General features: G+C 48.1%; 20 protein-coding genes. 7 read left to right on the top strand and 13 right to left on the bottom strand.

Features of this window, described 5'->3' with window-relative positions; translation table 11 throughout:
• Positions 1-48 precede the first annotated feature (48 nt).
• Entirely contained in the window at positions 49-768 is a 720-nt protein-coding gene (locus ABID13_RS04835) for a DinB family protein (RefSeq protein WP_040414902.1), read from the bottom strand.
• A gap of 330 nt (positions 769-1,098) precedes the next feature.
• Between ABID13_RS04835 and ABID13_RS04830 the strand changes: the two genes are divergently transcribed.
• The 4 genes from ABID13_RS04830 (at position 1,099) to ABID13_RS04815 (ending at position 2,924) form a co-directional block, all read left to right on the top strand.
• Complete coding sequence (locus ABID13_RS04830) at positions 1,099-1,227, top strand: helix-turn-helix transcriptional regulator (RefSeq protein WP_048930195.1); 129 nt, start codon at positions 1,099-1,101, stop codon at positions 1,225-1,227.
• A gap of 151 nt (positions 1,228-1,378) precedes the next feature.
• Positions 1,379-1,702 carry a type II toxin-antitoxin system RelB/DinJ family antitoxin gene (locus tag ABID13_RS04825; RefSeq protein ID WP_048930196.1) on the top strand — a complete coding sequence of 108 codons (324 nt, stop codon included), beginning with the start codon at positions 1,379-1,381 and terminating at the stop codon, positions 1,700-1,702.
• The gene (locus ABID13_RS04820; protein ID WP_048930197.1) at positions 1,703-2,278 is read left to right on the top strand and encodes a Fic/DOC family protein; all 576 of its coding nucleotides are present in this window, start codon (positions 1,703-1,705) and stop codon (positions 2,276-2,278) included. It abuts the gene before it with no gap.
• Positions 2,279-2,321: 43 nt separating this feature from the next.
• Positions 2,322-2,924: a hypothetical protein gene (locus ABID13_RS04815; protein WP_048930198.1), complete on the top strand. Its 603-nt coding sequence runs from the start codon at positions 2,322-2,324 to the stop codon at positions 2,922-2,924.
• A gap of 49 nt (positions 2,925-2,973) precedes the next feature.
• Here ABID13_RS04815 and ABID13_RS04810 read toward each other — a convergent pair whose 3' ends face one another.
• The 10 genes from ABID13_RS04810 to ABID13_RS04765 form a co-directional block, all read right to left on the bottom strand.
• Positions 2,974-3,567 (bottom strand): DNA-3-methyladenine glycosylase I, encoded by a 594-nt coding sequence (locus ABID13_RS04810; RefSeq protein WP_048930199.1) that lies wholly within the window; start codon positions 3,565-3,567, stop codon positions 2,974-2,976.
• Between the two features lie 49 nt (positions 3,568-3,616).
• Positions 3,617-4,057, bottom strand: coding sequence for a GNAT family N-acetyltransferase (locus tag ABID13_RS04805; protein ID WP_007858905.1), 441 nt, complete (start codon positions 4,055-4,057; stop codon positions 3,617-3,619).
• Positions 4,058-4,075: 18 nt separating this feature from the next.
• Positions 4,076-6,811 carry a translation factor GTPase family protein gene (locus ABID13_RS04800; protein ID WP_048930200.1) on the bottom strand — a complete coding sequence of 912 codons (2,736 nt, stop codon included), beginning with the start codon at positions 6,809-6,811 and terminating at the stop codon, positions 4,076-4,078.
• A gap of 125 nt (positions 6,812-6,936) precedes the next feature.
• Complete coding sequence (locus ABID13_RS04795) at positions 6,937-7,824, bottom strand: LysR family transcriptional regulator (protein ID WP_007858907.1); 888 nt, start codon at positions 7,822-7,824, stop codon at positions 6,937-6,939.
• Positions 7,825-7,961: 137 nt separating this feature from the next.
• Positions 7,962-9,527, bottom strand: a complete 1,566-nt coding sequence (locus ABID13_RS04790) for a BCCT family transporter (RefSeq protein ID WP_053095351.1) — start codon at positions 9,525-9,527, stop codon at positions 7,962-7,964.
• Between the two features lie 139 nt (positions 9,528-9,666).
• On the bottom strand, positions 9,667-10,638 hold the full coding sequence (locus ABID13_RS04785) for a sugar phosphate isomerase/epimerase family protein (RefSeq protein ID WP_195415212.1): 972 nt from the start codon (positions 10,636-10,638) through the stop codon (positions 9,667-9,669).
• Positions 10,639-10,675: 37 nt separating this feature from the next.
• Positions 10,676-11,479 carry a pyrroline-5-carboxylate reductase family protein gene (locus ABID13_RS04780; RefSeq protein ID WP_048930201.1) on the bottom strand — a complete coding sequence of 268 codons (804 nt, stop codon included), beginning with the start codon at positions 11,477-11,479 and terminating at the stop codon, positions 10,676-10,678.
• A 69-nt stretch (positions 11,480-11,548) separates the two neighbouring features.
• On the bottom strand, positions 11,549-12,340 hold the full coding sequence (locus tag ABID13_RS04775) for a glycyl-radical enzyme activating protein (RefSeq protein ID WP_227161196.1): 792 nt from the start codon (positions 12,338-12,340) through the stop codon (positions 11,549-11,551).
• A 16-nt stretch (positions 12,341-12,356) separates the two neighbouring features.
• Positions 12,357-14,738, bottom strand: a complete 2,382-nt coding sequence (locus tag ABID13_RS04770; RefSeq protein ID WP_048930202.1) for a glycyl radical protein — start codon at positions 14,736-14,738, stop codon at positions 12,357-12,359.
• Positions 14,739-14,765: 27 nt separating this feature from the next.
• Positions 14,766-16,091 carry an MFS transporter gene (locus ABID13_RS04765; RefSeq protein WP_007858913.1) on the bottom strand — a complete coding sequence of 442 codons (1,326 nt, stop codon included), beginning with the start codon at positions 16,089-16,091 and terminating at the stop codon, positions 14,766-14,768.
• 423 nt (positions 16,092-16,514) lie between these two features.
• Between ABID13_RS04765 and ABID13_RS04760 the strand changes: the two genes are divergently transcribed.
• The 3 genes from ABID13_RS04760 (at position 16,515) to ABID13_RS04750 (ending at position 19,626) form a co-directional block, all read left to right on the top strand.
• Complete coding sequence (locus ABID13_RS04760; protein ID WP_007858922.1) at positions 16,515-17,903, top strand: MATE family efflux transporter; 1,389 nt, start codon at positions 16,515-16,517, stop codon at positions 17,901-17,903.
• Positions 17,904-17,918: 15 nt separating this feature from the next.
• Positions 17,919-18,503 (top strand): cytidylate kinase-like family protein, encoded by a 585-nt coding sequence (locus tag ABID13_RS04755; protein ID WP_045091294.1) that lies wholly within the window; start codon positions 17,919-17,921, stop codon positions 18,501-18,503.
• Positions 18,504-18,687: 184 nt separating this feature from the next.
• Positions 18,688-19,626: a hypothetical protein gene (locus ABID13_RS04750; protein ID WP_007858926.1), complete on the top strand. Its 939-nt coding sequence runs from the start codon at positions 18,688-18,690 to the stop codon at positions 19,624-19,626.
• 117 nt (positions 19,627-19,743) lie between these two features.
• Here ABID13_RS04750 and ABID13_RS04745 read toward each other — a convergent pair whose 3' ends face one another.
• Together ABID13_RS04745 and ABID13_RS04740 are read right to left on the bottom strand one after the other, a co-directional pair.
• A complete protein-coding gene (locus ABID13_RS04745; RefSeq protein ID WP_045091295.1) occupies positions 19,744-21,495 on the bottom strand; it encodes a sensor histidine kinase in 1,752 nt (583 codons plus the stop codon).
• Complete coding sequence (locus tag ABID13_RS04740) at positions 21,492-22,313, bottom strand: response regulator transcription factor (protein WP_007858930.1); 822 nt, start codon at positions 22,311-22,313, stop codon at positions 21,492-21,494. Before ABID13_RS04740 ends, ABID13_RS04745 begins: the two co-directional genes overlap by 4 nt.

Below are 22,313 nucleotides of genomic sequence, written 5' to 3'. Positions count from 1 at the left end.
GTAATTCCCTCCTTCTCCCATATGTGTACTTTTAAAATCTCCTGGTGCTCAGATCTTCCTCTTTCTTGTCCTGATCCATTCCTTCCATCTGCAGCAGTCATTCAGATGGAGGATCACATGACGGGTGGGAGGCATTAACAAAAGGCCTGCCACATCCTTTTGGCCCCAGTAATCCAAAAGCCAGAGGGATTCCTCCTGCTTTGTCACCCCACCCTCCTTAAGAATCTGTTCCAATTGCACAGGAGATACCCTGCGCTTCATATCATCCGGCGTAAGATTGGTAACGATCTCCCTAGTCCGTCTTCCCACACAGTTGCGGTATTGGAGCAGTTCCTCCATATCCAGTTCCCTGCTTAAGCCTATGATCTCACTGTCGGTAAGGGCATTTCCTGTATCTGTAATAGAGGCCCTCATCCTCTCTTTCCACTCCTGGTCAAACAGCTGTCCCTGTTCCGCCACCAGCATCCCCATGGTCAGATCTTCGATCCTTGCAATATGCCAGAGCGCCCAGGCAATGGTTTCGTCCTTTGCAGTGGGCATGACCGCATATTCATCTGTGGACAGGTCATTAAACAGCTTGTCTACCTCATTGGGGACCTGGCACCTTTGATCCCCGTCAGCCTTGTCAGTTCCAGGCATACCTGTAAGATGCAGCGCTCCGTGGAGCTCCATAAACAGCTGTTTTGCTTCCTCCAGGCGATCTGTTTTCCGTATCATACGGCTCAGTTCCTTATGTATTTCACTTAAACCACTTCCAAAATATTTCATCTGTCCCTCCCGTTGAGTCTCACTCATTGACCGCGTACAGCACGGCCAGCCGTATCTGGGCAAACAGTTCATCCGTCATTCTCCCCTGTTTTTAAATATCTGTATTTTCTCTATTTTACCACTATGCCGCTTCTATTTCCACTTAATTACAGATATCTTACCCTGCGATTATTTTCCGTGTTTTTCTGGCTATTTATGTTTTTTCCCTGTAAAATAAAGGGGGCAACTAAAAGTAGCGTCAAAAATGTAAAAGGAAACATGAAGTTGGTGGCAGTGGCTTCAGGGCAACTGTAGAATAAACCTATCAAGTTCAGTGTACAGGAGGAATAAATGAGTTTTTCAGAAAATATGCAGTATTTGAGAAAAAAAGAAAACCTGACCCAGGAACAGCTGGCGGCCTGCCTGGATGTTTCCAGGCAGGCCGTGTCCAAGTGGGAGTCCGGAGTTTCCCATAGTTAAGGATATGAAACCACAACTCACGCTTACCTTGCCTATAGCTAATTTTTTTGCTATATTCTTATTACGTATTGACATTGTCATTACGAAACAATATAATAAGTACTAAAGAATAGAGTTTAATCATACTTGACTATATGTGGAGGTATTAATAATGGAGAAGACATTTTTGCAAGTGCGTACTGATACTAAGGATAAGGAACAGGCTAGTGTCATTCTTGAAGAGCTTGGGACAAATTTGTCATCAGTTGTCAATATGCTGTTAAAACAAATTATATTGACAAAAAGTATTCCTTTTGAAATAAAAATCCCACATTTATATACATCTGAAGAACAGATTTCCGAAGTAAGCGCTTCTTTAGCTATGGAACAAATGCCGCTAGATAGGGAAGATATAAAAATGTTAGAAAAATATCAGCAAACTAAGGACAAGGAAGCAATCCGGCAGCAGATTTTGAAGAATTATAAGGAGAGCTAAATGAGTGATAAAATCTACTGTTATCCTAATTCCGATGTTTTGATTAATAAATTGAACATTCATGACACAGATAAGCTTCTCGAAGTAGAACGAAAACTGACAATGCTCCGTTTAATGGATTTGCTAGAGAAACCAATATCAGGTAAATTTGATTTAGAACATTTGCGGAATATTCACAAATATATATTTCAAGATATATATCCCTGGGCTGGAAAAATTCGTACAGTTGATATTGCAAAATCAAATATGTTTTGCAAAGTACAATTCATCGAAATGCAAGCAAAAGAAATATTTGGTAAATTACAGAAAGATGATTATTTAAAACAACTCTCCAAAGAAAAATTTGCCAAAAGAGCAGCTTATTATTTTTCGGAAATAAATGCACTCCATCCATTTAGAGAAGGGAATGGGAGAACTCAAAGGGAATTAATACGGCAATTAGCATGCGAATCAGGTTATATTCTGCATTTTGCTGCCATCACTGAGACGGAAATGATGGAGGCCAGTATTGATTCTTTTGTTTGTGATTATAAAAAAATGGAAGCCTTATTCACAAAAATAATAGAAGTACGATAGGGCATATCTTTCCAAATGGGAGTCCGGTCAGTCCTATCCGGAAATGGAGAAGATACTCCAGCTCTGTGAAATGTTCTGCTGTAACCTGGATACCCTGATCAAGGGGAATGTGATGGCCATAGGGATGTTTGCCATGGTGGGGATAGCAGTCTCCATCTTGATCGTGTCCGGAATCAACCATAGATATTTTAAGAAACGATACTCAACCGTCCAGGATTTCTATACGGAAGAAGAGCGCTACCGATTTAACAGGAAATTTGCAGTGGCCATTGCTGCCGGTGTATGCCTGATCCTCTTTGGACTCTGCTTAAATATGGGGCTGGAGCTTTTGGAAGATCCTGTGCTTGAAGAGGCGGGCGGCGGGATCCAACTGTTCTTTGTAGCAGCCGCCGTGTGGATCTTTATCTATTTTGGGGTACAGAGAGCAAAATATGAAGTGGGGGAATACAATAAAAAAAACCGCGGCGAGCAGGACAGCGGTGCGAAACTGACCGGAAAGATCTCCGGTGTGATCATGCTGTTAGCCACGGCAATTTTCTTTTATTTTGGACTGGTCTTGGATATGTTCCGTATTGCATGGGTAGTTTTCCCCATTGGCGGCCTTCTGTGCGCTGCCGCCAACGTGATATGGGGTGACAAAAAATAGTATCTTTTCCGGTCAAGATGATGAGCCGCCCTGAACAGTTACGTATTTTCTATTGGTCCCGCTTTCTCACAACCGGATACTGTTCCACGATCTCCCGATAGCGGAAGCACTCCTTCCTGTGGTCGTTAATGATCCCGCAGGCCTGAAGGTGGGAATATACGGTGACCGACCCCAGATACTTAAAACCCCGATGTTTCAGATCCTTGCTCACTTCATCGGACAGACTGTTTTTGGCAGGTATCTTTCCCTTCTGATGGCCTGAATACAGAAGGGTCTTTCCTTTGGAGAACCCCCACAGATACCTGCTGAAGGAGCCAAATTCCTCTCTCACCGCCCGGAAACACCGGGCATTGTGGATCACTGCCTCCACCTTTCTGCGTGATCGTATCATGCCCTCGGACGCCAGGATACGCTCCACATCCGCCTCAGCGTACAGGGCGATCTTTTCATAGTCAAACCCGTCAAAGCATTGGCAGAATATCTCCCGCTTCTGGATCATCATATTCCAGTTCAGGCCGCACTGCATCACCTCCATCATGAGAAACTCAAACTGCTTTTGGTCGTCATGAAGGGGCGTGCCCCACTCCTCGTCATGGTATCTCATCATCTTCTCATTGCATAAACACCAGTTGCACCGCTCCATCTTACCTCCCCCTTCTTTATGTGTACGCTCGGAATCCGTGGGCGTACACCTATGATTCGTTGGAAAGGGACATGCAGAACTTGTAATGGTCGTTCTTCATCCCCTGCGCCTCATAGAACCCATGGCTGGGTTTTCGTTTTTTATTGCAGCACACCTCCAGTTGGATGCAGCCGTGATCCAGGGCAGCTTCCTTTGCTGCCTGAAACAGCTGACTGCCAATGCCGGCTCCCCTTCTGTCCCGGTCCACCACCAATTCCTGTATCTCAGCCACATAGGCGGTGTGATGAAGCAGTCTCTGCACGTACAGGCTGGCAAATCCGGCAACCCGGCCCTCCTCCTCATAGACAAAATAATGTATGGCCGGATCTGTCCTGTTTGCCTCAAAGATTTCAAAAAAAGCTGACCTGTCTATCTCTGTTTCCTCCAGGGCAGTGATCAGGACACAGATCTGCTCCCTGTCCTCAGATTTGGCTGCTCTTACACCTTTCATGGATCCCACCTCCAGAATTTATTCCTGTTCTTTGTCCTTCAGCTTCTCAAGCTCCCTGGCCGCCTTTTCCGGCAGCACCTCCAGCAAACTGTTGCGCTTCAGCCGCGGCTTTTCCAAATACTCTTCCCTGAGCATTCCCTTGACCCGCTCCAGGTCCTCCCAAAGCTCCCTGGCAGAGACACGGCGGCAGCCCTGTCCTAGGATAATGACCTGTTCCAGACCGTCTGAGGTTGCCACTGATATGTCAAATCTGCGGGCATTTTCGTGGGCAAACTTCTCAATGTACTGGTCCGCTGTCTCGGCCTCCTTTGTGTAGACCACATGGATGTTATGGTAATCCAGGATCTCGGTTGCATGGCCCTTGACCCTGTAGGCATCAAACACAAGGATCAGATTGCATCTGCGCACTGCCTGGTAATTACACAGCAGGTCCATCAGCCGCCCTCTGGCCCCCTCCATATTGTCCTCCGCAAGGCTGTTTAACTCATCCCAGGCGTAGATGATGTTATATCCGTCCACCAGCAGATATTCCTCTGCAGGCTGGGGACGGACTGCTGCCGGGCGATAGGTGCGGGTCTCAGGCGGGCTGTAGGTCCTGCGGCCCACGCCCTTTCCGGGTATCCCGTTCTTCTGCCTGGCCTTGCCGCGGCTGTTGGAATAAAATGTCCGCTCCAGTATGGCATCGATCTCATCCGTGCCCAGCCATATTTCTTCCTTCCCGGAACCCTCAGGCGCGTTTTTGGCCGGCCCCTTAAATACTTCCGGGCCGGTTCCCTGGTTCTCCTTAAAAATCCCGCTGTCCATATGCATGTACTCCTTCACATGGTCCCAGCTTACCACGAACCCGGCCCCGTGGGCACAGAACACAGACCCGGACGGATTGTCCTCATCCCGTTCCGGGTCATAACCGGACGCTTCCACCACTTCCTCCTGATCATGGCATGGTTCATATCCCCTGAAGGTACAGGTCAGATGGCCGCATCCCTTTGTGTAAGCAGTCACCTCAGTCTGGTAATCTCCCATGGCCGACACGGGAGCGCTTCCTGTCAAACGGGCCTGACCGCCCTCCGTATGGGCGATGACACAGCTCCCCTTTCGTTTTTCGATATCCGTCATGGCCCGGCCAATGGCTGTTTCAGGTATCTCCAGGCAAAAATCATACCAGGGTTCCAAAAGCAGGCTGTCAGCCTCCATAAGGCCCTGGCGGAGAGCCCTGTAAGTAGCCTGCCGGAAATCACCGCCCTCCGTATGTTTGATATGGGCCCTTCCCGCCACCAGCGTGATCCTCATATCCGTAACAGGAGCGCCTATAAGGACTCCCCTGTGCACCTTTTCCTCCAGATGGGTCATCACCAGTCTCTGCCAGTTTCGGTCCAGGATATCTTCGCTGCACCCCGTGGCAAACTGCAGTCCACTGCCCCGCTCCCCCGGCTCCAGAAGAAGGTGTACCTCTGCATAATGGCGCAGGGGTTCAAAATGCCCCACTCCCTCCACCGGTCCCGTTATTGTCTCCTTATAAACAATATTGGGACGGCCAAATTCCACCTCTGCGCCAAACCGCTCAGAAATCAGGTTCTTTAATACCTCAATCTGCACCTCGCCCATGAGCTGCACCTGGATTTCCTGAAGGTGCTCGTCCCACGCCACGTGAAGCTGCGGGTCCTCCTCCTCCAGCTCCCTGAGTTTGGGAAGCATCACGGCCTTGTCACAGCCCTGGGGCAGCTTTACCTCATAGGTGAGCACAGGTTCCAAAAGAGGTTCCATGGATGCCTGTTCCATCCCCAGTCCCTGCCCCGGAAACGTCCGGAGAAGTCCGGTTACCGCGCAGATACATCCTGCTTCCGCCTCCGGTACCGGCTCATATTTTTCACCGGAATACAGACGGATCTGGTTCACCTTTTCCTGCCACTCCTCCCCCTTCTCCCTCCCGCCGGACAACAGGCTTTTCACCTTCAGGCTTCCGCCGGTGATCTTCATATGGGTCAGGCGGCCGCCCTGGTCATCCCTTGTGATCTTAAACACCTTTGCGCCGAACTGGTCCGGATAAACCGGCATCTTTCCATAGGCCCTGATGCCCTCCAAAAGCTCCTCCACTCCCTTAAGCCTTAAGGCCGAGCCGAAATAACAGGGAAACAGCTTCCGCTCACATATCAGACGGCCAATCTCCCCCTCCTCCACGTTCCCTGTTTCCAGGAAATGCTCCAGCACCGTTTCATCACACATGGCCACCTGCTCCAGACATTCCATGGTGCCCGCCTGTGTAAAATCCACACAGCCGTCATCCAGCCTGTCCCGTACCTCCAGGAGAAGGGAATCCCGGTCGGTTCCCGGCTGATCCATCTTATTGACAAAAACAAAGGTTGGCACCCTGTACTTTGAAAGGAGGCGCCACAATGTGGCTGTATGCCCCTGGACCCCATCGCTGCCGCTGATCACCAGAACCGCATAGTCCAGGACCTGCAGGGTGCGCTCCATCTCAGCTGAAAAATCCACATGTCCCGGCGTATCCAACAGTGTAATAGACATACCTTTCCACTCTATTCCGGCTTGTTTGGAAAAAATTGTAATTCCTCTGGCCCGTTCCAGGGCATATGTGTCCAGAAACGCGTCCTGGTTATCCACCCGTCCCATTTTCCGTATGCTGCCGGTGAGATACAGCAGCGCCTCTGACAGAGTTGTCTTTCCCGCATCTACATGAGCCAGCAGGCCAACACATATTCTTTCCCTTGTTTTATCCTCCGCCTGTCCGCCCATAAAAAATGCCTCCTTGTAAAATATACGTTGTATCCCTGGTCGGATAAGGGAACACGCCCTTATCCACTGAGGGTAGTATATCACAAGAGGAGGCATCAGTCGAGACATCACCGTAACGCAGATCGTCACTTACCGGATTCGCAGTCCGTTTGGATCAGATCCAAAAAAAGCTGTATTGCAGGATTGGTATTATCAGGATTGGTTACACAAACATAGGAGTCGGCATATTCAGAATCAAATTTTACAGCATGGTAATGGGGGCTGTCCAACAGCACCGGATCATATGGATTTGAGATCGTGAGTCCATTATCGGATAATACCTTAAAATAGGCATTTTCTGATGAGGACACTTCCACCTGATGAACATCATCCAGGCAAAAACGGTGTTTGAAGATTTTATCCACCTGATATCCGTTGGGCGCGGTGAGAAAAAATGTTTCCCCGCAAAGGTCGTTATATTCAAGGGTTTCTTTTTTTGCCAATCTATGATTGGTAGACATCACAATAAGGGTTTCTACTTTTTTCAACTTTCTGACCGTAAAGCCCAATTCGTTCCAGTGAGGGAATTCAAGGCCAACGGCAACATCTATGCTCTCATTTTTAAGACCCTTGATCTGGTCCCATGAAAACAATTTATTACTTCGTATCTGTAATGCAGGGCTGGTTTCACGCAGTTTGTTGATGGTGGAGAAAAACATATATTCCGAAAAATAACCGGATTGAAAGGAGATGGATAATACCCCCTCTTTTCCCTCCGAAACAATTCTGGCCTTTTCAAGGGTATCATTGATCCGGGAAATGGCTTCTTTCATCCCTTCATACAATATCTGTCCGGGTTCGGTAAGACGGAGCGGTTTACTGTTCCGATTAAAAAGAGAATACCCTAATTCCTCCTCCAGCATCTGTATCTGACGGCTTATGGTGGGCTGGGATGTATAGGCTTGTCTGGCCGCATGGGTGAAATTCCCTGTCTCAACAACAGTAATAAAATATTGGAGCTGTAACAATGTCATAGTAACCTCCCCATTGGTCATGATTGTATATGAGCCGCCAAAATATTTTATACTATATCATATAAATGGGGAATTTTCAATATGATGCAAGCAAGGTCCAGAAAGGTCAGGGGACGGTCCCCTGGTACTCATCCCCGCTATTTTAACGTTTCTCCATCCACCACATACTTCTTACACCTTAGCAGCTTTCCGCCGATTTTAGGCAGGCTTACAAACAGCCATACAGTGGGGACCGTCATCAGAAGGCCGCCTGCGTTTAAAAGACCCTTAACTGCATTCACCCCACCTGAGACAACCAGCAGATAGGCCACCACAGAAACTGCTATGCCTATTATGATCTTAATGTTTTTAGGAGGCTCTTCATCGATCTGCTGTCCATGTACGCACAGGGTTGCCATTGCAGAAGTATTGGGATCCGCCAATGTTACAAAGGATAAACAGACGGTGATCAGGAACACGAATTGAACGATCCTGCCTCCCGGCATTGCCCCCAGCACCTGATACAAAGCCGTCTGCATGCCAAGTTCCTGAACATTGGCCCATATATCAATTGCTCCGCTGACCTGCATCTGCATTGTGGTGCTTGCAAAGATGGCGATGAACAGACAGCAGAATAAGGACGGCACAAGGATCTCCACCAGCAGGAACTCTCGCACGGTTCTTCCTTTTCCCATTCTTGCCAGGAACATTCCCATAATGGGAGCATAAATAAAGAAGGAATTCCAAAAGGTAATGGGCCATTCATTTGCCCATTGGTCATGTTCAGACAATGCATTGTTATAGGTGATCTTGCTGAAAAAATTGTCCAGCATATTGCCAAAGGACTCCATTCCAAGTTTTCCGATGAACTGCCCGTCTCCGGCAATCACAACATAGATCATCAAACCCAGAAAACAAATCATACATGCCATTGAGACGTAGGTGAGCCCTTTATTGATCCCGGTCAGACAAGACAGGATAAAAAACGCACCTACAAAAACAGCGATCAAAAGATATATCTTCTCATCCTGGGGAAGTCCGAAAACAGAGTTGAGTCCCCCGCTGATCTGCATCATTCCCGCTGCCATTGAATTAGATACCCCGCTTGCCACTGCATAGCCGCAAAAAATGTGCAGCAGTATTGTCAGCCATATCCTGTCTTTTCCCGTTACCTCCGTGACAAGAGACCGGAAGGAAAGAGGTCTTTTGCAATTATAGGCAAGAAGCGCAAACACCACTGCCGGAATCGCATAAATAAAATATTGGACAAACGACCAGTGGAACATGGTCTGCCCTACTGCAAAAACTGCAGCCGCTTTGCTCTCAGCTTCGATCCCCGCGGTCACCGGAGGATGCATAAAATGATAGATTGGTTCCCCCATGGCCCAGAATAAAAGACCGCACCCGATCCCGCCGCAGATAGAAATAGAAAACCACTGCCATGTAGAATATTCCGGAACCGCATCTTCCCCGCCGATCCGTATATCCCCATAACGGAAGATTATATAACAAAGCCCCAGAATAACCGCCAATACCACACACAGATCGATCCACCAGCCGAAATTGTCCCCGATCAGGTAGGTCATCTGTGACATGACAGCGCCAAAGGCATCTGTAAAAAACACCCCCAATATAAGCTCAATCATGAATAAAATACCTACTGCGCCCAGAACCTCCTTATGTATGCTTCCCTTTACATAATGTTTTGTCTTCATTTGCTTCATCTGCCCCTCTCCCTACACATCCCATGATCCTCACCCGCATCATCCGCCCATACGACAACATGACCAGATATACGACTTTTCATCGATCACCCGGTCATGTCTCACAGCTCCCTTTCACTCACATTGATATTTCATCGGATCATTTATTTAAAAAGTAATTACTGGGGCCATAGATCTTTGCAGGATTGCGGCCGATCCCCAACTCTTTATACATGTATTCAACAGACTCACGCAAGCCCTTTAATTCCATCTCACGGCCTTCTTCAATCGAATAACCGGAAAGAGGCAATTCAATTTCAAGGTCAATGGTATCCAGACCATCAGGAGCCTCCTCCCTCAGAATATCCATGATCGCCCTGCAGTCAACATTACCTGCCCCAATGGCTGTACCAAGTGAATGTGTTCCATCAGGATCGGCAAATACCCTGTTATCACAGAAATGTACGCAGTAGCAGTACGGCGCCATTTTGCGGACGCACTCCGCAATTCCTTCCATCACCATTAAAGAATTGATCGTATCACAGCATGCGCCGACCAACGGATGGTTTAACTGTTTCACCAGCCAGATCACTTCATCTGCGAACAGGTCACAGTGGTTCTCAATGGCGATCTTCATGCCGTATTTTTCGATCAGTGGAAGATTTTTCTCAAACTGACCGTAGATTTCAACCAATTGCTTCATGACAGAAGGCGCTAAGCATGAGTGGGACGATTTCTCCGGATGCTCCACGTCTGTGCTGTATTTTACAAGATTGCATCCCAGCTTACGGGCAATATGTAAAGAGTTTTCAACATCACAGTTTACACGGGGATCTGAAGGCGCATTAAACGAAACATTCAGTTCCAGTTCAATACCTGCTTCTTCCGCAATTTTACGGCACTCTGCCAGATGGGCATCGGATGTATCATTCTGGATATCCACCAATGTGATATGAAGAACATCAAGTCCAACTTCTACCGCAATGTCTACCAGGTCCTTAAATGTTGCCACCTGCTCAAATGCATGGTGCTCGCCGTATTCCTGAAATCCCCAGCTCTCGCCAAACCCTGAAAGGTGTAATGTGTAACTATGCATTCCGATTTTAAATTTTCTGTCGTGATTCCTGATCATATTGATCCTCCTCTTTTCTTCATCCTATTTTAGATCACTATTGTCTGCCAAGTTCCTTACAACGTTCCACTGAAACTCTTACAAATTCATCGTACATTGCGTCAAATCCCATGGATTCTATTTTTTCCAAAGCCGTTACAGTTGCTCCGCCCGGCAGTCTGAGTGCGGCTTCAAGCTCCTGTAAGCTGATATTGGAAGAGAGGATCATTTCCGCGCTTCCCTTCATGGTCTGGGCAAATAAACGGATCGCCGTGTCAGGATCCAGTCCATATTTTTCCGCTTCCTTTACCATTAAATTGGAAATATGATAAAAGAATCCAGGCGCCGAACCATTAAACGGAAGGATTTCCGCCATCATTCCATCCGGGATCTCCTCCACAAGACCGCATGATCTGAGGATCGCTGTGACACGCTCCACATCCTCATCTGTACAGTTTGTATTGCGTGATACCGCAAATGCGCCTTCCCCTACCTGTGAGCTCATGTTCGGCATACAGATCACAACCTTACAGTCCTCCCCGAGATGTTCCGTATACCAGGGCTGTTCAACACCCGTTACCACGGTTAACATCAGCTGTCCCGGCCGGTAGCATGCTTTCAGTTCATCAATGATCAATCCAACGACCTTGGGCGTTACCCCAAGAACGATCATCTCTGAATTATTAACCAATTCCGTCATATTGTCAAATGTTTTATAACCTCTGGACGCGTAATCCTTACGCACATTCTCATTAATATCAAAAATTCCAATTTCCGAGGGATTGTAATCCGCATGAAGCTCCCCTCCCCTGTGCATTGCACGGATAATATTTCCTGCTGCAATAAATCCATATCGTAACACGATTGTTTCCACCTTTCTTTTAAAGTGTACTCCCCCAAATCCGGATACCGGTGAGACTCCGGGGGGACACTAAATAATCGTTTTGACATATTTACCTGTAATGCGCGCGCACCGCTCCATGTACTCCTGTGAAGGGGTCCTGGCATCAGGAAGCTGATATGTAAGTCCCAACTTGCGGTAGGTATCTGTTCCAAGACGGTGATAAGGCAATAGCTGCAGATGATCCACGCCCGGCAGTTTTGCAAGGAATCCGCCAAGAAGCTTAAGATCCGTCTCAGAATCATTGACTCCCGGGATCAGCGGGCTGCGGATGATCAGCTTCGTGCCGCCTTTTCTGGCCCCGGCTCTGCGGATATTACTGAGGATCACCTCATTATCCACCCCCACATATTGTTTATGGGCTTTGGGATCCATTACTTTTATATCCACAAACGCGGTATCGGTGCTGCTTAAAATAGGCTCGATCTTATCCCACCCTCCATAAAAGGAGGTTTCAATGCAGGTGTTGATGCCTTCCCAGCTTGCACGATGCAGCAAATGATACACAAACTCCGGCTGTGTAAGAATCTCTCCCCCTGATATAGTCATTCCGCCCCCTGAGTGGAAATAAAAGGGAATATCTTTCCGGACTTCCACCAGAACCTCTTCAACCGTCATTATGCGGCCATAGGTGATCTTTTTGTCCAGGGTTGTCTGGATCTCCTTATGATGACTCTCCGGCGTTGAGCACCACCAGCACCGCAGGGGGCATCCTTTCATAAATACAACGGTACGAAGTCCATCTCCATCGAAAATGGAACTTTTTTCAATTCTGAGTACGGAACCCGGCATATCCATGTTTTCGTAAATCAGATCTTCCATTCGACTGCCCTTTCCATCAACCCCAGTTTTCAATTTCCGTTCGCTGGATGATATCATCCTGAATGTCCTTGCCAAGTTCTACAAAGAATGCCGTATATCCCGCAACCCGGACCAACAGATCTTTGTGGTCCCCTGGATTTTTCTGCGCATCCATAAGGATCTCCGGATTGATGACATTGTACTGGGTGTGATAGATATCCAGTGTGCACTGAGTCTTAAGCAGGACCATCATGCTGTTCAGCCCGCGCTCCCCCTCAAGAAGCTTGGGATCGATCTTCAGGTTCATCTGTGTTCCCTGCGTAAAACGCGCATGGGGCAGATTACTGATGGATTTTAAAAGGGCTGTGGCTCCATTGATATCAGTGCCGCCAGTGGCCCCGATGCCGTCAGCGAGAGGCGTCCACGCTTTCCGTCCTGAAGGAAGCGCACCCACGCTCTGTCCAATGGGCACATTGCCGGATACGGGAAGCATACCTGCCGTCAGCTTGCCGAATGGTGAATCGTATTGCTCAATCTGATCCACAAGGTAGTTATAGATCTCTCCCACACAGAAGTCGGCCTTCGGATCATCATTGCCGTATTTTGGCGCATCCATGCACATTTTATGGATGTGCTCATATCCCTCAAAGTCCGCATCCAATGCCCTGCAAAGCTCATCCATGGATATTTTCTTTTCATCAAAAACAAGATATTTAATATCTGCCACGGAATTGATAATGTCCGCCTGTCCGATGATATTGATCCCATTCCCCACATTAAACTCAGCGCCGCCGTTTGCGTAATCTTTTCCAACCACCATACAGTTGGGATATGTCAAAGAAAGGGCCGGCACCGGACGGTAATTCTCGCTCAGATAATCCAGATACGAGTTCATGGTTGCCATTGTATGTACAAAATGATCAATCTGCTTTTTGACCGCTGCCATAAAGTCATCAAACGTTTTGAAATCACGCGGATCACCGGTCCGGATGGAGATCTGTTCTCCTGTCTTACGGCTCCTTCCGTTATTCATAACCATATCCACCACGCCGCCCATGCTGATCTCGCCGATGTCGGTATAGGATTTAAGGCGGCCTTCCAGGTTCGTCTCCACGCAGCCGCATGGAGTCCAGTCCCATGCCTGTGACATTGGGATTCCTTTATTGAGAAGCATCTTGATTCCTGCATCGTCATGGTAGACGGCCGGCATTGTACGTCCCATGCGGATACACTCTGCGGCTTTTCGCAAAAAGGAATCCGGATTTTTGGAAATGCTGTAGCGGACCGTCATGTTGGGTTCCTTAAGAGCAGTGTCTTGTGTGGCCTGGATCGTCATATAGGACAGGTCGTTGACGGCGTCATTTCCATATTGGTCAATACCGCCGGCGCAAACCTGAACCGTCATATTATAACCCGCAGAAAAGGCAGCGCTCTCACCGTCCTGGAACAATCCCATTTCCGAGATTTTGATCCAGAAGCAGTCCATAAGCTCCTGGGCTTCGTCCTGTGTCATGGTGCCGTCCGCCAAATCTTTTTCGTAATATTGAATCAGATATTGATCCATACGGCCCAGGTTGTAAGAAGACGCATTCTGTTCCATAAAAATACAGAACTCATAGGTAAGCATACTCTGCAGCGCTTCATAGAAGTTACGGGGCGGATTGGCAGGAACATTGCGGTTAACTTCCGCGATCTTCAGCAATTCTGCCCTGCGCTTCTCATCCGCCTCTTTTTCAGCCATCTTCTCAGCCAGATCAGCGTGGCGGTTCGCAAGCGCAATGATGCCTTCGGCTGAAATAATAAGGGACTTGTAGAAAATGATCTGTTTCAGCACATCCTCTCCATGTGCATCATCGAGAGCGGCAAGCTTTTCTTCCGCCTCTTTTTTGATGCCGGCGATCCCCTTTGCAAGAAGGGTTCTCCAGCCGGGTGTGTTCTCACCGTATCCGCGGACAAACTTCTTATCAACATATAACATGCCGCCATCGCGCATTGTCCTTACATCTTCCGGCATCATTGCGTTCCATCGGTCCAGAACGCATTTGCCTCTCCAGTAAGGAGCCACTTCTTCCATAAACAGTTTCTTGTTCTCTTCAGAAAGGTAGAATGGATCGTATTTGCGGGTACTGATCGTATCTAACTCTTTCTCGATCACAGAGCATGCGGAATCCGGGTTGAGAATACCTGCACGCGGCTTGAATGCCACGCCGCCGACTAAAAGCTCATGGTCCTGGATAAAGATGGGCTTATTCTCATAAACAGTTTTCATAGCAACTGCTTTCTGGATCTGCCACGGCTGGCCTTCCGTGGCTTTAAAGCCCTGTGTTACATAGTAAGCATCCAGAATATCCATCTCAACACGGTGAGACATATAGTTCTCTCTCAGCGCCTGGATCCTTTTCATATAATCTTTTGACATGATACGCTCTCCTTTATGATCTTTATATTAATTTGCCGCTAAATTTTCATTCATTTCCGCGGTATGGACTTCCTTTATAAACGTTTCAGGCGCAAACAGCTGGCATACCACCCCGCCAATCAGCAGGATAACAAGGCACACGCCTAAGGTGCCGTAGACTCCAATGCGTTCCACCAAAATGGGCAGTAAGAAGGTTCCTGCAGCTGCCCCGATCCGGCTAAAGGCGATCACGATGCCAACCCCGGTGCCTCTTACGCGGGTATCAAACAGCTCCGGCGGGTATGGATTTTCCATTACGACCGCAATTGACATGGACAATGCATACACACAGAATGAAACCACGGTAACTACCATGGATCCGCCATGGCCCACGATCATTACCCCCAGTGCAATGGCTGAAATATAAAAGGTTGAACAAAGAAAACGTCTCCGCGATATTCTGTTGCACAAATATGTTCCAATGAACGCTCCGGCCATACAGAAGACATCGTATAAAATACTGGATGTATTTGCGTCCCCCATGTTCAGACTGGCGATCAGGATCGGAAGGAAGATACCCACTCCAAAGTAAGGGAACACCTGACATGCATAGAAAACACCGCCTACCAGCGTGTTTCTGCGGTACTTTGGGCTGAAGAGTTCTATTACGGATACTTTTTCATTGGATGCATTGTTGTCCTCCGCCACAACGCAGTATCCGTCTCCCAGTTTTTTCGCGATCAACTTGTCAGCCTCATCCGAACGGCCAATTGCAGCCAGCCATGTAGGCGATTCCGGCACTCCTATCACAATTCTCGCAATGGCGGCGATCACACCCGGAATAACAGAGGTTACAAAAATGATATGGTAATCCATGGACAGATTCCCCATGATCAGCCCTGCAAAAAAGGAAGCCACATAGCCGAAGGTCCAGAAAATAATAAACCGGCTCAGGTAGACAGGTCCGTCTTTGGGCGGAAACCATTCTGAAATAATGGTAGTTCCCACTGTGTAATCAACTGCAATACAAAGGCCGATACAGATGCGCAGGAACATTAATACCCCCACGCTGGATGTAAAAAGCTGAAGGACCGAACATACGGAAAATAGCGCCATATCCGCCAGCATCAATTTGCTCCTGCCGATTTTGTCGGCAATGTTGCCTACAACAAGGCTTCCGGCAAGTCCGATCAGTGTTCCGGCTCCCAGCAGGCCCACCCAGAAGGTGCTTAACCCCAGCTTATCCTGTGCCTGTGTGACTGCAGTCCCCGCAATTCCCAGGGCATATCCGCATGCAATCTGGCCTAAAACCGTACAGACATACAGCATCATATGGAATTTTGTAAAGGGGGCTTTTTTGTAATCTTTTTTCATGATTCTCCTTTCCTGTTATCTTGTTAAAATGTAATATGTCGGCGCAGAGATCGTAACCGCATCTGTCCGCGCCTCTCTTGTTAAAATAATAACATTAAATCCCTTGAATTTGAAATATCTATATTAAATACTGCTATTCAGAAATTAAATGGTCTGTTTTTGGGGATTATTTTTGCACAAAAAACATTTGAATTTTTCAAAAATACCTGCTATAATATGGATGCAATGAGTAGCTGACTGCGTAAATCCGGTTGTCAGCTGCTCTTTTTTATTTTAATCGTAACAGTTCAGGACATTGTGAACAGTTATTTTAATCCTATATTTATGCATCACCCATGCATCAAAGCGTGTCGCCGCCCACAGCGTAAATCCAGCTTTCAGGCCCCACGCTTTATTTTTTTGCAATAAAGGAGGAAACATTTTATGGAACAACGATCAAATTCATTTCTGGAGACAGAAAAAATCAGCAGCCTGATGGGGAAATATGCGGTTCCCTGCATCATTTCCCTGTTGGTGGCCGCCCTGTACAACATTGTGGACCAGATTTTTATCGCCAATGCGGATTACCTGGGTTCCTACGGAAATGCAGCCAATACGGTGGTATTTCCCCTAACCGTGGTGGCCCTGGCCATCGCGGTAATGATCGGGGATGGCTGCTGTGCCTTTGTAAGCCTGTGCCTGGGGGCCAATGAAAAGGAAAATGCCCACCGCAGCATCGGCAATGCCATTGTCCTTTGCATTGCGGCCGGTCTGGTCCTCACCGCTCTCTATTTCCTGTTTCAGGATCCCATCCTTACCCTGTTTGGGGGACGGATCAATGAGGAAACCTTTTTACATTCCAAGGAGTACTTTACCTATATCACCATGGGCATCCCCTTTTACATGTTTGGCCAGGCGCTAAACCCCATTATCCGTTCTGACGGCAGCCCCGGCTTTGCCATGGTCTCCACCCTGGCAGGCGCGGTGGCAAACATCATCCTGGATCCTGTGTTCATTTTTATTTTCCGATGGGGGATGATGGGAGCCGCTGTGGCCACTGTTATCGGCCAGGTCCTCACCGCGGTGCTGGCCGTATGGTATCTCTGTCACATGAAGGCAGTGACCCTGCACAGGCAGAGTTTTGGCCTGCATGGAGGGTTGATGAAGCGTTTCCTGCCCCTTGGCATATGCAGCTTTTTGTCCCAGATCTCCCTGGTGGCTTCCATGGCTGCCATTAACAACATGATCCGCACCTATGGAGCCCTGGACCCGGTGTTCAGCCAGCCCGTATACGCCCAGATTCCCATGGCCGTGGTGGGCATTGTGATGAAGTTCTTTCAGATCGTCATATCCATCTCCGTGGGCATGGCCGCAGGGTGCATTCCCATTGTGGGCTATAATATGGGTGCCGGGCGCAGGGACCGGGCCAAAAGCCTGTTCACCCTCTTGCTGGCCCTGGAAGCCGCAGTGGGCGCAGCGGCACTGGGGATCGTGGAACTCTTTCCCGGCCGGCTCATTGCCCTGTTCGGCGCATCCAATGAGAGCATATATTATACGGAGTTTGCGGTAAGGGCATTCCGCATTTACCTCTGTATGCTCATCCTGGCATGTGTCAACAAAGCCACCTTCATTTACCTCCAGTCCCTTGGAAAGGCTCTGGTATCCACCCTTCTCTCCATGGTCCGTGAGGTGGTGTTCGGCGTTGGCTTTGCCCTTTTGCTGCCCGTGTTCTTTGAACTGGACGGCGTGCTCTATTCCATGCCAGTATCGGATGTGCTCACATTTATCATCTCTGCCATTGTAATAGGCAGGACATATAAAACATTAAAATAGCCAGGAGGAAGGACAATGAAAAACAGGATCATAACCATCAGCAGGGAATTTGGAAGCGGGGGACGCACCATAGGGAAAATGACAGCAGAAACATTGGGAATCCCCTGTTATGACCAGGAGCTGATCGAAAAGCTGTCTGAGGACAGCGGTTTTACAGAGGATTATATCCGGGAGCAGGATGAATCCAGCGCCCATAAGGGATGGTTTGCCAATGCATTTTCCGGCCGCTCACTAAACGGGGTTTCCAACCAGGACTATCTCTGGATCATCCAGAGAAGCATCATCCTGGAGCTGGCAGCCAGGGAATCCTGTGTAATCGTGGGGCGGTGCGCAGACTATATCTTAAAGGATGCGGCCGACTGTCTGAAGGTGTTTATCCATGCCGGCTTTGATAAGCGCGCCCAGCGGATCGTAAGCCTTTACGGAGAAACGGATGTGCCCACACAAAAGAGACTGGCTGACAAGGACAAACGCCGGGCCGCCTACTACCAGTTTTATACCGACACCCAGTGGGGGCTTGCCCGTAACTACCATGTCACACTGGACAGCGGGGTTTTGGGCATTGAGCAATGCAGCAGTCTCATATCAGGGCTGTATTGAGATCTTTCATGGGAACGACCCTCAGTGGACAAGGGGGGTGTGTCCCCTTGTCCACTGAGGGTACGTTCAATTTATGAAGATTTACTCACGTATTTCTATCGAATTTCTTAAGAAAATAATCCTTGGACTTTTCATCCTATCTAATGTACAATAGTTATAAGCACATTAAGAGGAGGTACATGCTATGTCAAAAAAGACATTTTTACTGGTTTTTTTGATATCGCTCCTGTCTTTAGGCATCCTGGTACCCGCTTATGGTGAAGAGAGTCTCATCGATTCCGTCCCCCTGTCCATTTCGTGGGACCGAGCACCAAAAGCCGGAGACCTGGTTGGTGAAGTATATGCCACTTCCAGCAATAAGCATTTTGTTGTGGAGGGCGCTTCCTATGTTAAACGAGATGATACATGGGTTTTCGGCGAAAGGCCTGTGGTAGAAATAGAGTTATCCGCCAAAAGCGGGTACAGCTTTACCAGCACTGGCAGAACATACTTTTCCTTATTCGGATGCGGGGCACAGTACAAAAAAGCCACCATGGACGGGGATGGGAATTCCCTGATCCTGCAGGTAACCCTTCCTACCATTGACAGCATCCTTCCTGCTTCCACAGCAGTGAGCTGGAACAATAATACAGCTGTGTGGGATGAGGTGGAAGGTTCCAAGAGTTATGAGATCCAGCTTTATAAGGATAACCGCCTGATGGCCACGGTAACAGCCAAGCATGACCGCTATGATTTCAAGTCATATATCAATGTGGAAGGTGTGTACACATTCCGCGTAAGGGCCTTCGGAACCTATAAATCACAGGCAAGTCCCTGGTCTGAACTCTCGGAGGAGAATAAGATCCGGCCTGAAGATGCCTGGTATATTGACAACGGCAGCTGGGAGCGGAACAGGCTGGGCAGGCGGTACGTTTACAAGAACAAGGCATATCCCACCAACACCTGGAGATGCATCAACAACAAGTGGTATTATTTTAATTACGAAGGCTATATGCTGACCAACTGCTATATCAAGTCAGGAGAGATGAATTTCTACTATTGGCTGGGTGCCAACGGTGCCTGGGATTCGGATAAGGATACTTTTAATCCGGACCTGTCAAAGTATACCATTGTAAAGCAGTGATAATAGAAATCCCGGTTTTTCCGGAACCCTGAACCGGGTCCGGAAACCGGGATTTTTTGTATGCCTAAACCTACGAATGTCTGAATCTACGAATGTCTGAATCTATTTATATCTGTATCACGACAGGTATGGTATGCACATCTTAACCTCTGTCCCTTTTCCCAGGACACTGCGCATCCTGAGCCCGTGAAATTCCCCGTAGCGGATCTTAAGTCTCCTGTTTACGTTTTTAAGGCCAATGGATTCCCTGACTTCCAGAGGAATGCCGTTGTCATCATTGAGTATGGCGTCTATCTTTTCCTGGCTCATTCCCACCCCGTTATCAATAACAGAGATGTAAAGGTTTTGCCGGTCTAAGTCTGCCTTTAAGGTCACAACCCCGTCCGCTTCCAGGTTCTCCACCCCATGTACCACTGCATTCTCGATCAAAGGCTGGATCAGCAGTTTGGGGATCTGGATGTCCAGAACCTCCCGGGGAACATCAATGTTAAAATGGATCCGGTCTCCATACCTGCAGTGCTGTATCATAAAGTAATTCCTGATATGTTCCAGTTCTTCCCCAATGGTGGCAAAGTCAGACCCGTTGATCGTATACCGTAGGATATTACCCAGCGAAACCGCCACCTCCCCCACCTCCGGAACACCTCTGTTCCGGGAGATCCAGCTCATCATGTCCAGGGTATTGTAAAGGAAATGAGGATTGATCTGCATCCTCAGTGACTTGAGTTCCGCTTCCTGACGCAGCATAGTCTCATTATAGACCCTGTCAATGAGATCATTGATATTGTACACCATCATGTTAAAATGCTGGGACAGCTGCCCCACCTCGTCATCGGAGTGGACCGCGCAAATGACGTTAAAGTCCCCTTCCCCAAACCGTTCCATAGCTCCCTGGAGCTCCTTGATGTTTTTCGTAAACCGCTCCGCCAGGATCAGTATAATGATAAAGGAGACAAACAGAACCACCATGACTACTGCAAAAATATAAAATCTCAGTTCATATAAAACCTCACTGTAATTCATCTTTGGTATCAGCGTGATCAGCCTCCAGTCATTGTACCTCAGATCTGATATCACCGCATAATACTTCTCTCCCCCAAAGTCAACGGAATACACATCCTCCCTGACATGGCCGGACATAAACCGCCGGCCCAATGTGTCAAGTCCGTCAGCGGACAACGCCGGATCCGTGGTCACGATCACCCCCTCCGACCGGCTGATGATCATGGTCAGCCCATTCCGTATAAAGGAATACTTGTTGATCTGGTTCTCAAAGTCCTCCACGGGCATCTGTATCATTACAAAACCCAGGGGCTTTAAATTTTTTGTGCTGTTGATCTGGGCCCCGGCCTGCATGAACTTACCGGATTCATCCACCCCCAGCCATACGGTCCTGCCCTTTCCCCCATAGATCTGTTCCTTTTTCTGCTTATTCCATATGACGCCGCCCCCTGACTTTTCCCACACTTCAGAATATCCCTGGTCTGATTCCAGATAAACATTGACCACGGAATCCTCCCACATGATATCCGCATAGATTCCCTGGCGTACCTTTTCCCTGGCCAGATATTCCTCATAAGCCCCATATGTCCCTTTGTCTATCTTTGTCAGGAACTCCTGGACCATGGTCTCGCTCTGGATGCTGAGGATCACACTGTCGATCTGGCGCATGGTAAGTTCAAGGCTGTCCTTTGACTGTTCCGCCATATTAAATACATAATCCTGGGTCTGGGTCACAAACAGCTTGTTAAAATATCCGTAATAACTGCCTGTCAGTATGAGGACCAGGAACAGGCTTATACCGATGCACGCGGCCATATACTTATACTTCAGTTTTCGCTGGAACCGCCTCCGCCTGTGTTTTTTCATATGCCCTTCCGTTTCATGTTCTGTTTATATTGCTTGGGGGAACAGCCATAATATTTTTTAAACATGGTGCTGAAATAACGCTGGTCCGGAATCCCCACCTGTTCCGCTATCCGGCTCACCTTCAGGTCCGTCTCCTCCAAAAGCCTCAGTGACACGGCCATTCTCTTATTGTTAAGGATCTCAAGGAACGTATAGCCCGTGTCCTTTTTCAGTATCCTGTTAATGTAGATGGAATTAAAATGAAACAACTCCGACAAGTCGTTTAAAGATAGATCTTTCCCATAATTGTTCTCAATATAAAACCGTATCTCCTTACTGTTTATCCTGCTCTCCCTTAAATCCCCATGATGTTCCCGGGTCTCCTTACCTTCTTCCCTGCCGTCCTCATTCCGGGCCACCATGGACCTTAAGTCCTGATATGCCTGTATATGCTCCCGTTTGTCCCTGAGCTGCTTAAGCGCCTCCCTGCAGCAGTTAAGTATCTCTCCGGGCGCCGCTGGCTTTAGGATATAATCACATGCCCCCATTTTCAGGGCCCGCTTTACATACTCAAAATCCTCATAACCGCTGAGAAAAATGATCATACAATCACTGTTGCGGGCCAGGATCTGCTCCGCCATTTCCAGTCCGTCCGTTATGGGCATCCTTATATCAGTGAGAATGATATCCGGCATGCACAAAGAAGCCATGTCAATGGCTTCCTTTCCGTTATTGGCGATTCCGCAGACCCGGACACCGATACTCTCCCAGTCCAGGGCACTGATCCCCGCCCGTATATGGGGCTCATCATCTGCAATTAAAAGCTTATATGGATCCAT

Origin of the sequence: Enterocloster citroniae, from assembly GCF_040545455.1 — a bacterium.
Lineage (GTDB): Bacteria > Bacillota > Clostridia > Lachnospirales > Lachnospiraceae > Enterocloster > Enterocloster citroniae.
Note: the sequence above shows the minus strand (reverse complement) of the source record. Positions and strands in the feature narration are given on the sequence as shown.

Coding starts and splice junctions, on each gene's coding strand:
- ABID13_RS04825 (WP_048930196.1), top strand. CDS start 1,379: ATGGAGAAGACATTTTTGCAAGTGCGTACTGATACTAAGGATAAGGAA.
- ABID13_RS04770 (WP_048930202.1), bottom strand. CDS start 14,738: ATGTCAAAAGATTATATGAAAAGGATCCAGGCGCTGAGAGAGAACTAT.
- ABID13_RS04745 (WP_045091295.1), bottom strand. CDS start 21,495: ATGAAAAAACACAGGCGGAGGCGGTTCCAGCGAAAACTGAAGTATAAG.
- ABID13_RS04800 (WP_048930200.1), bottom strand. CDS start 6,811: ATGGGCGGACAGGCGGAGGATAAAACAAGGGAAAGAATATGTGTTGGC.
- ABID13_RS04820 (WP_048930197.1), top strand. CDS start 1,703: ATGAGTGATAAAATCTACTGTTATCCTAATTCCGATGTTTTGATTAAT.
- ABID13_RS04755 (WP_045091294.1), top strand. CDS start 17,919: ATGAAAAACAGGATCATAACCATCAGCAGGGAATTTGGAAGCGGGGGA.
- ABID13_RS04795 (WP_007858907.1), bottom strand. CDS start 7,824: ATGACATTGTTACAGCTCCAATATTTTATTACTGTTGTTGAGACAGGG.
- ABID13_RS04785 (WP_195415212.1), bottom strand. CDS start 10,638: ATGATCAGGAATCACGACAGAAAATTTAAAATCGGAATGCATAGTTAC.
- ABID13_RS04835 (WP_040414902.1), bottom strand. CDS start 768: ATGAAATATTTTGGAAGTGGTTTAAGTGAAATACATAAGGAACTGAGC.
- ABID13_RS04790 (WP_053095351.1), bottom strand. CDS start 9,527: ATGAAGCAAATGAAGACAAAACATTATGTAAAGGGAAGCATACATAAG.
- ABID13_RS04760 (WP_007858922.1), top strand. CDS start 16,515: ATGGAACAACGATCAAATTCATTTCTGGAGACAGAAAAAATCAGCAGC.
- ABID13_RS04810 (WP_048930199.1), bottom strand. CDS start 3,567: ATGGAGCGGTGCAACTGGTGTTTATGCAATGAGAAGATGATGAGATAC.
- ABID13_RS04830 (WP_048930195.1), top strand. CDS start 1,099: ATGAGTTTTTCAGAAAATATGCAGTATTTGAGAAAAAAAGAAAACCTG.
- ABID13_RS04750 (WP_007858926.1), top strand. CDS start 18,688: ATGTCAAAAAAGACATTTTTACTGGTTTTTTTGATATCGCTCCTGTCT.
- ABID13_RS04805 (WP_007858905.1), bottom strand. CDS start 4,057: ATGAAAGGTGTAAGAGCAGCCAAATCTGAGGACAGGGAGCAGATCTGT.
- ABID13_RS04775 (WP_227161196.1), bottom strand. CDS start 12,340: ATGGAAGATCTGATTTACGAAAACATGGATATGCCGGGTTCCGTACTC.
- ABID13_RS04815 (WP_048930198.1), top strand. CDS start 2,322: ATGGAGAAGATACTCCAGCTCTGTGAAATGTTCTGCTGTAACCTGGAT.
- ABID13_RS04765 (WP_007858913.1), bottom strand. CDS start 16,091: ATGAAAAAAGATTACAAAAAAGCCCCCTTTACAAAATTCCATATGATG.
- ABID13_RS04740 (WP_007858930.1), bottom strand. CDS start 22,313: ATGGATCCATATAAGCTTTTAATTGCAGATGATGAGCCCCATATACGG.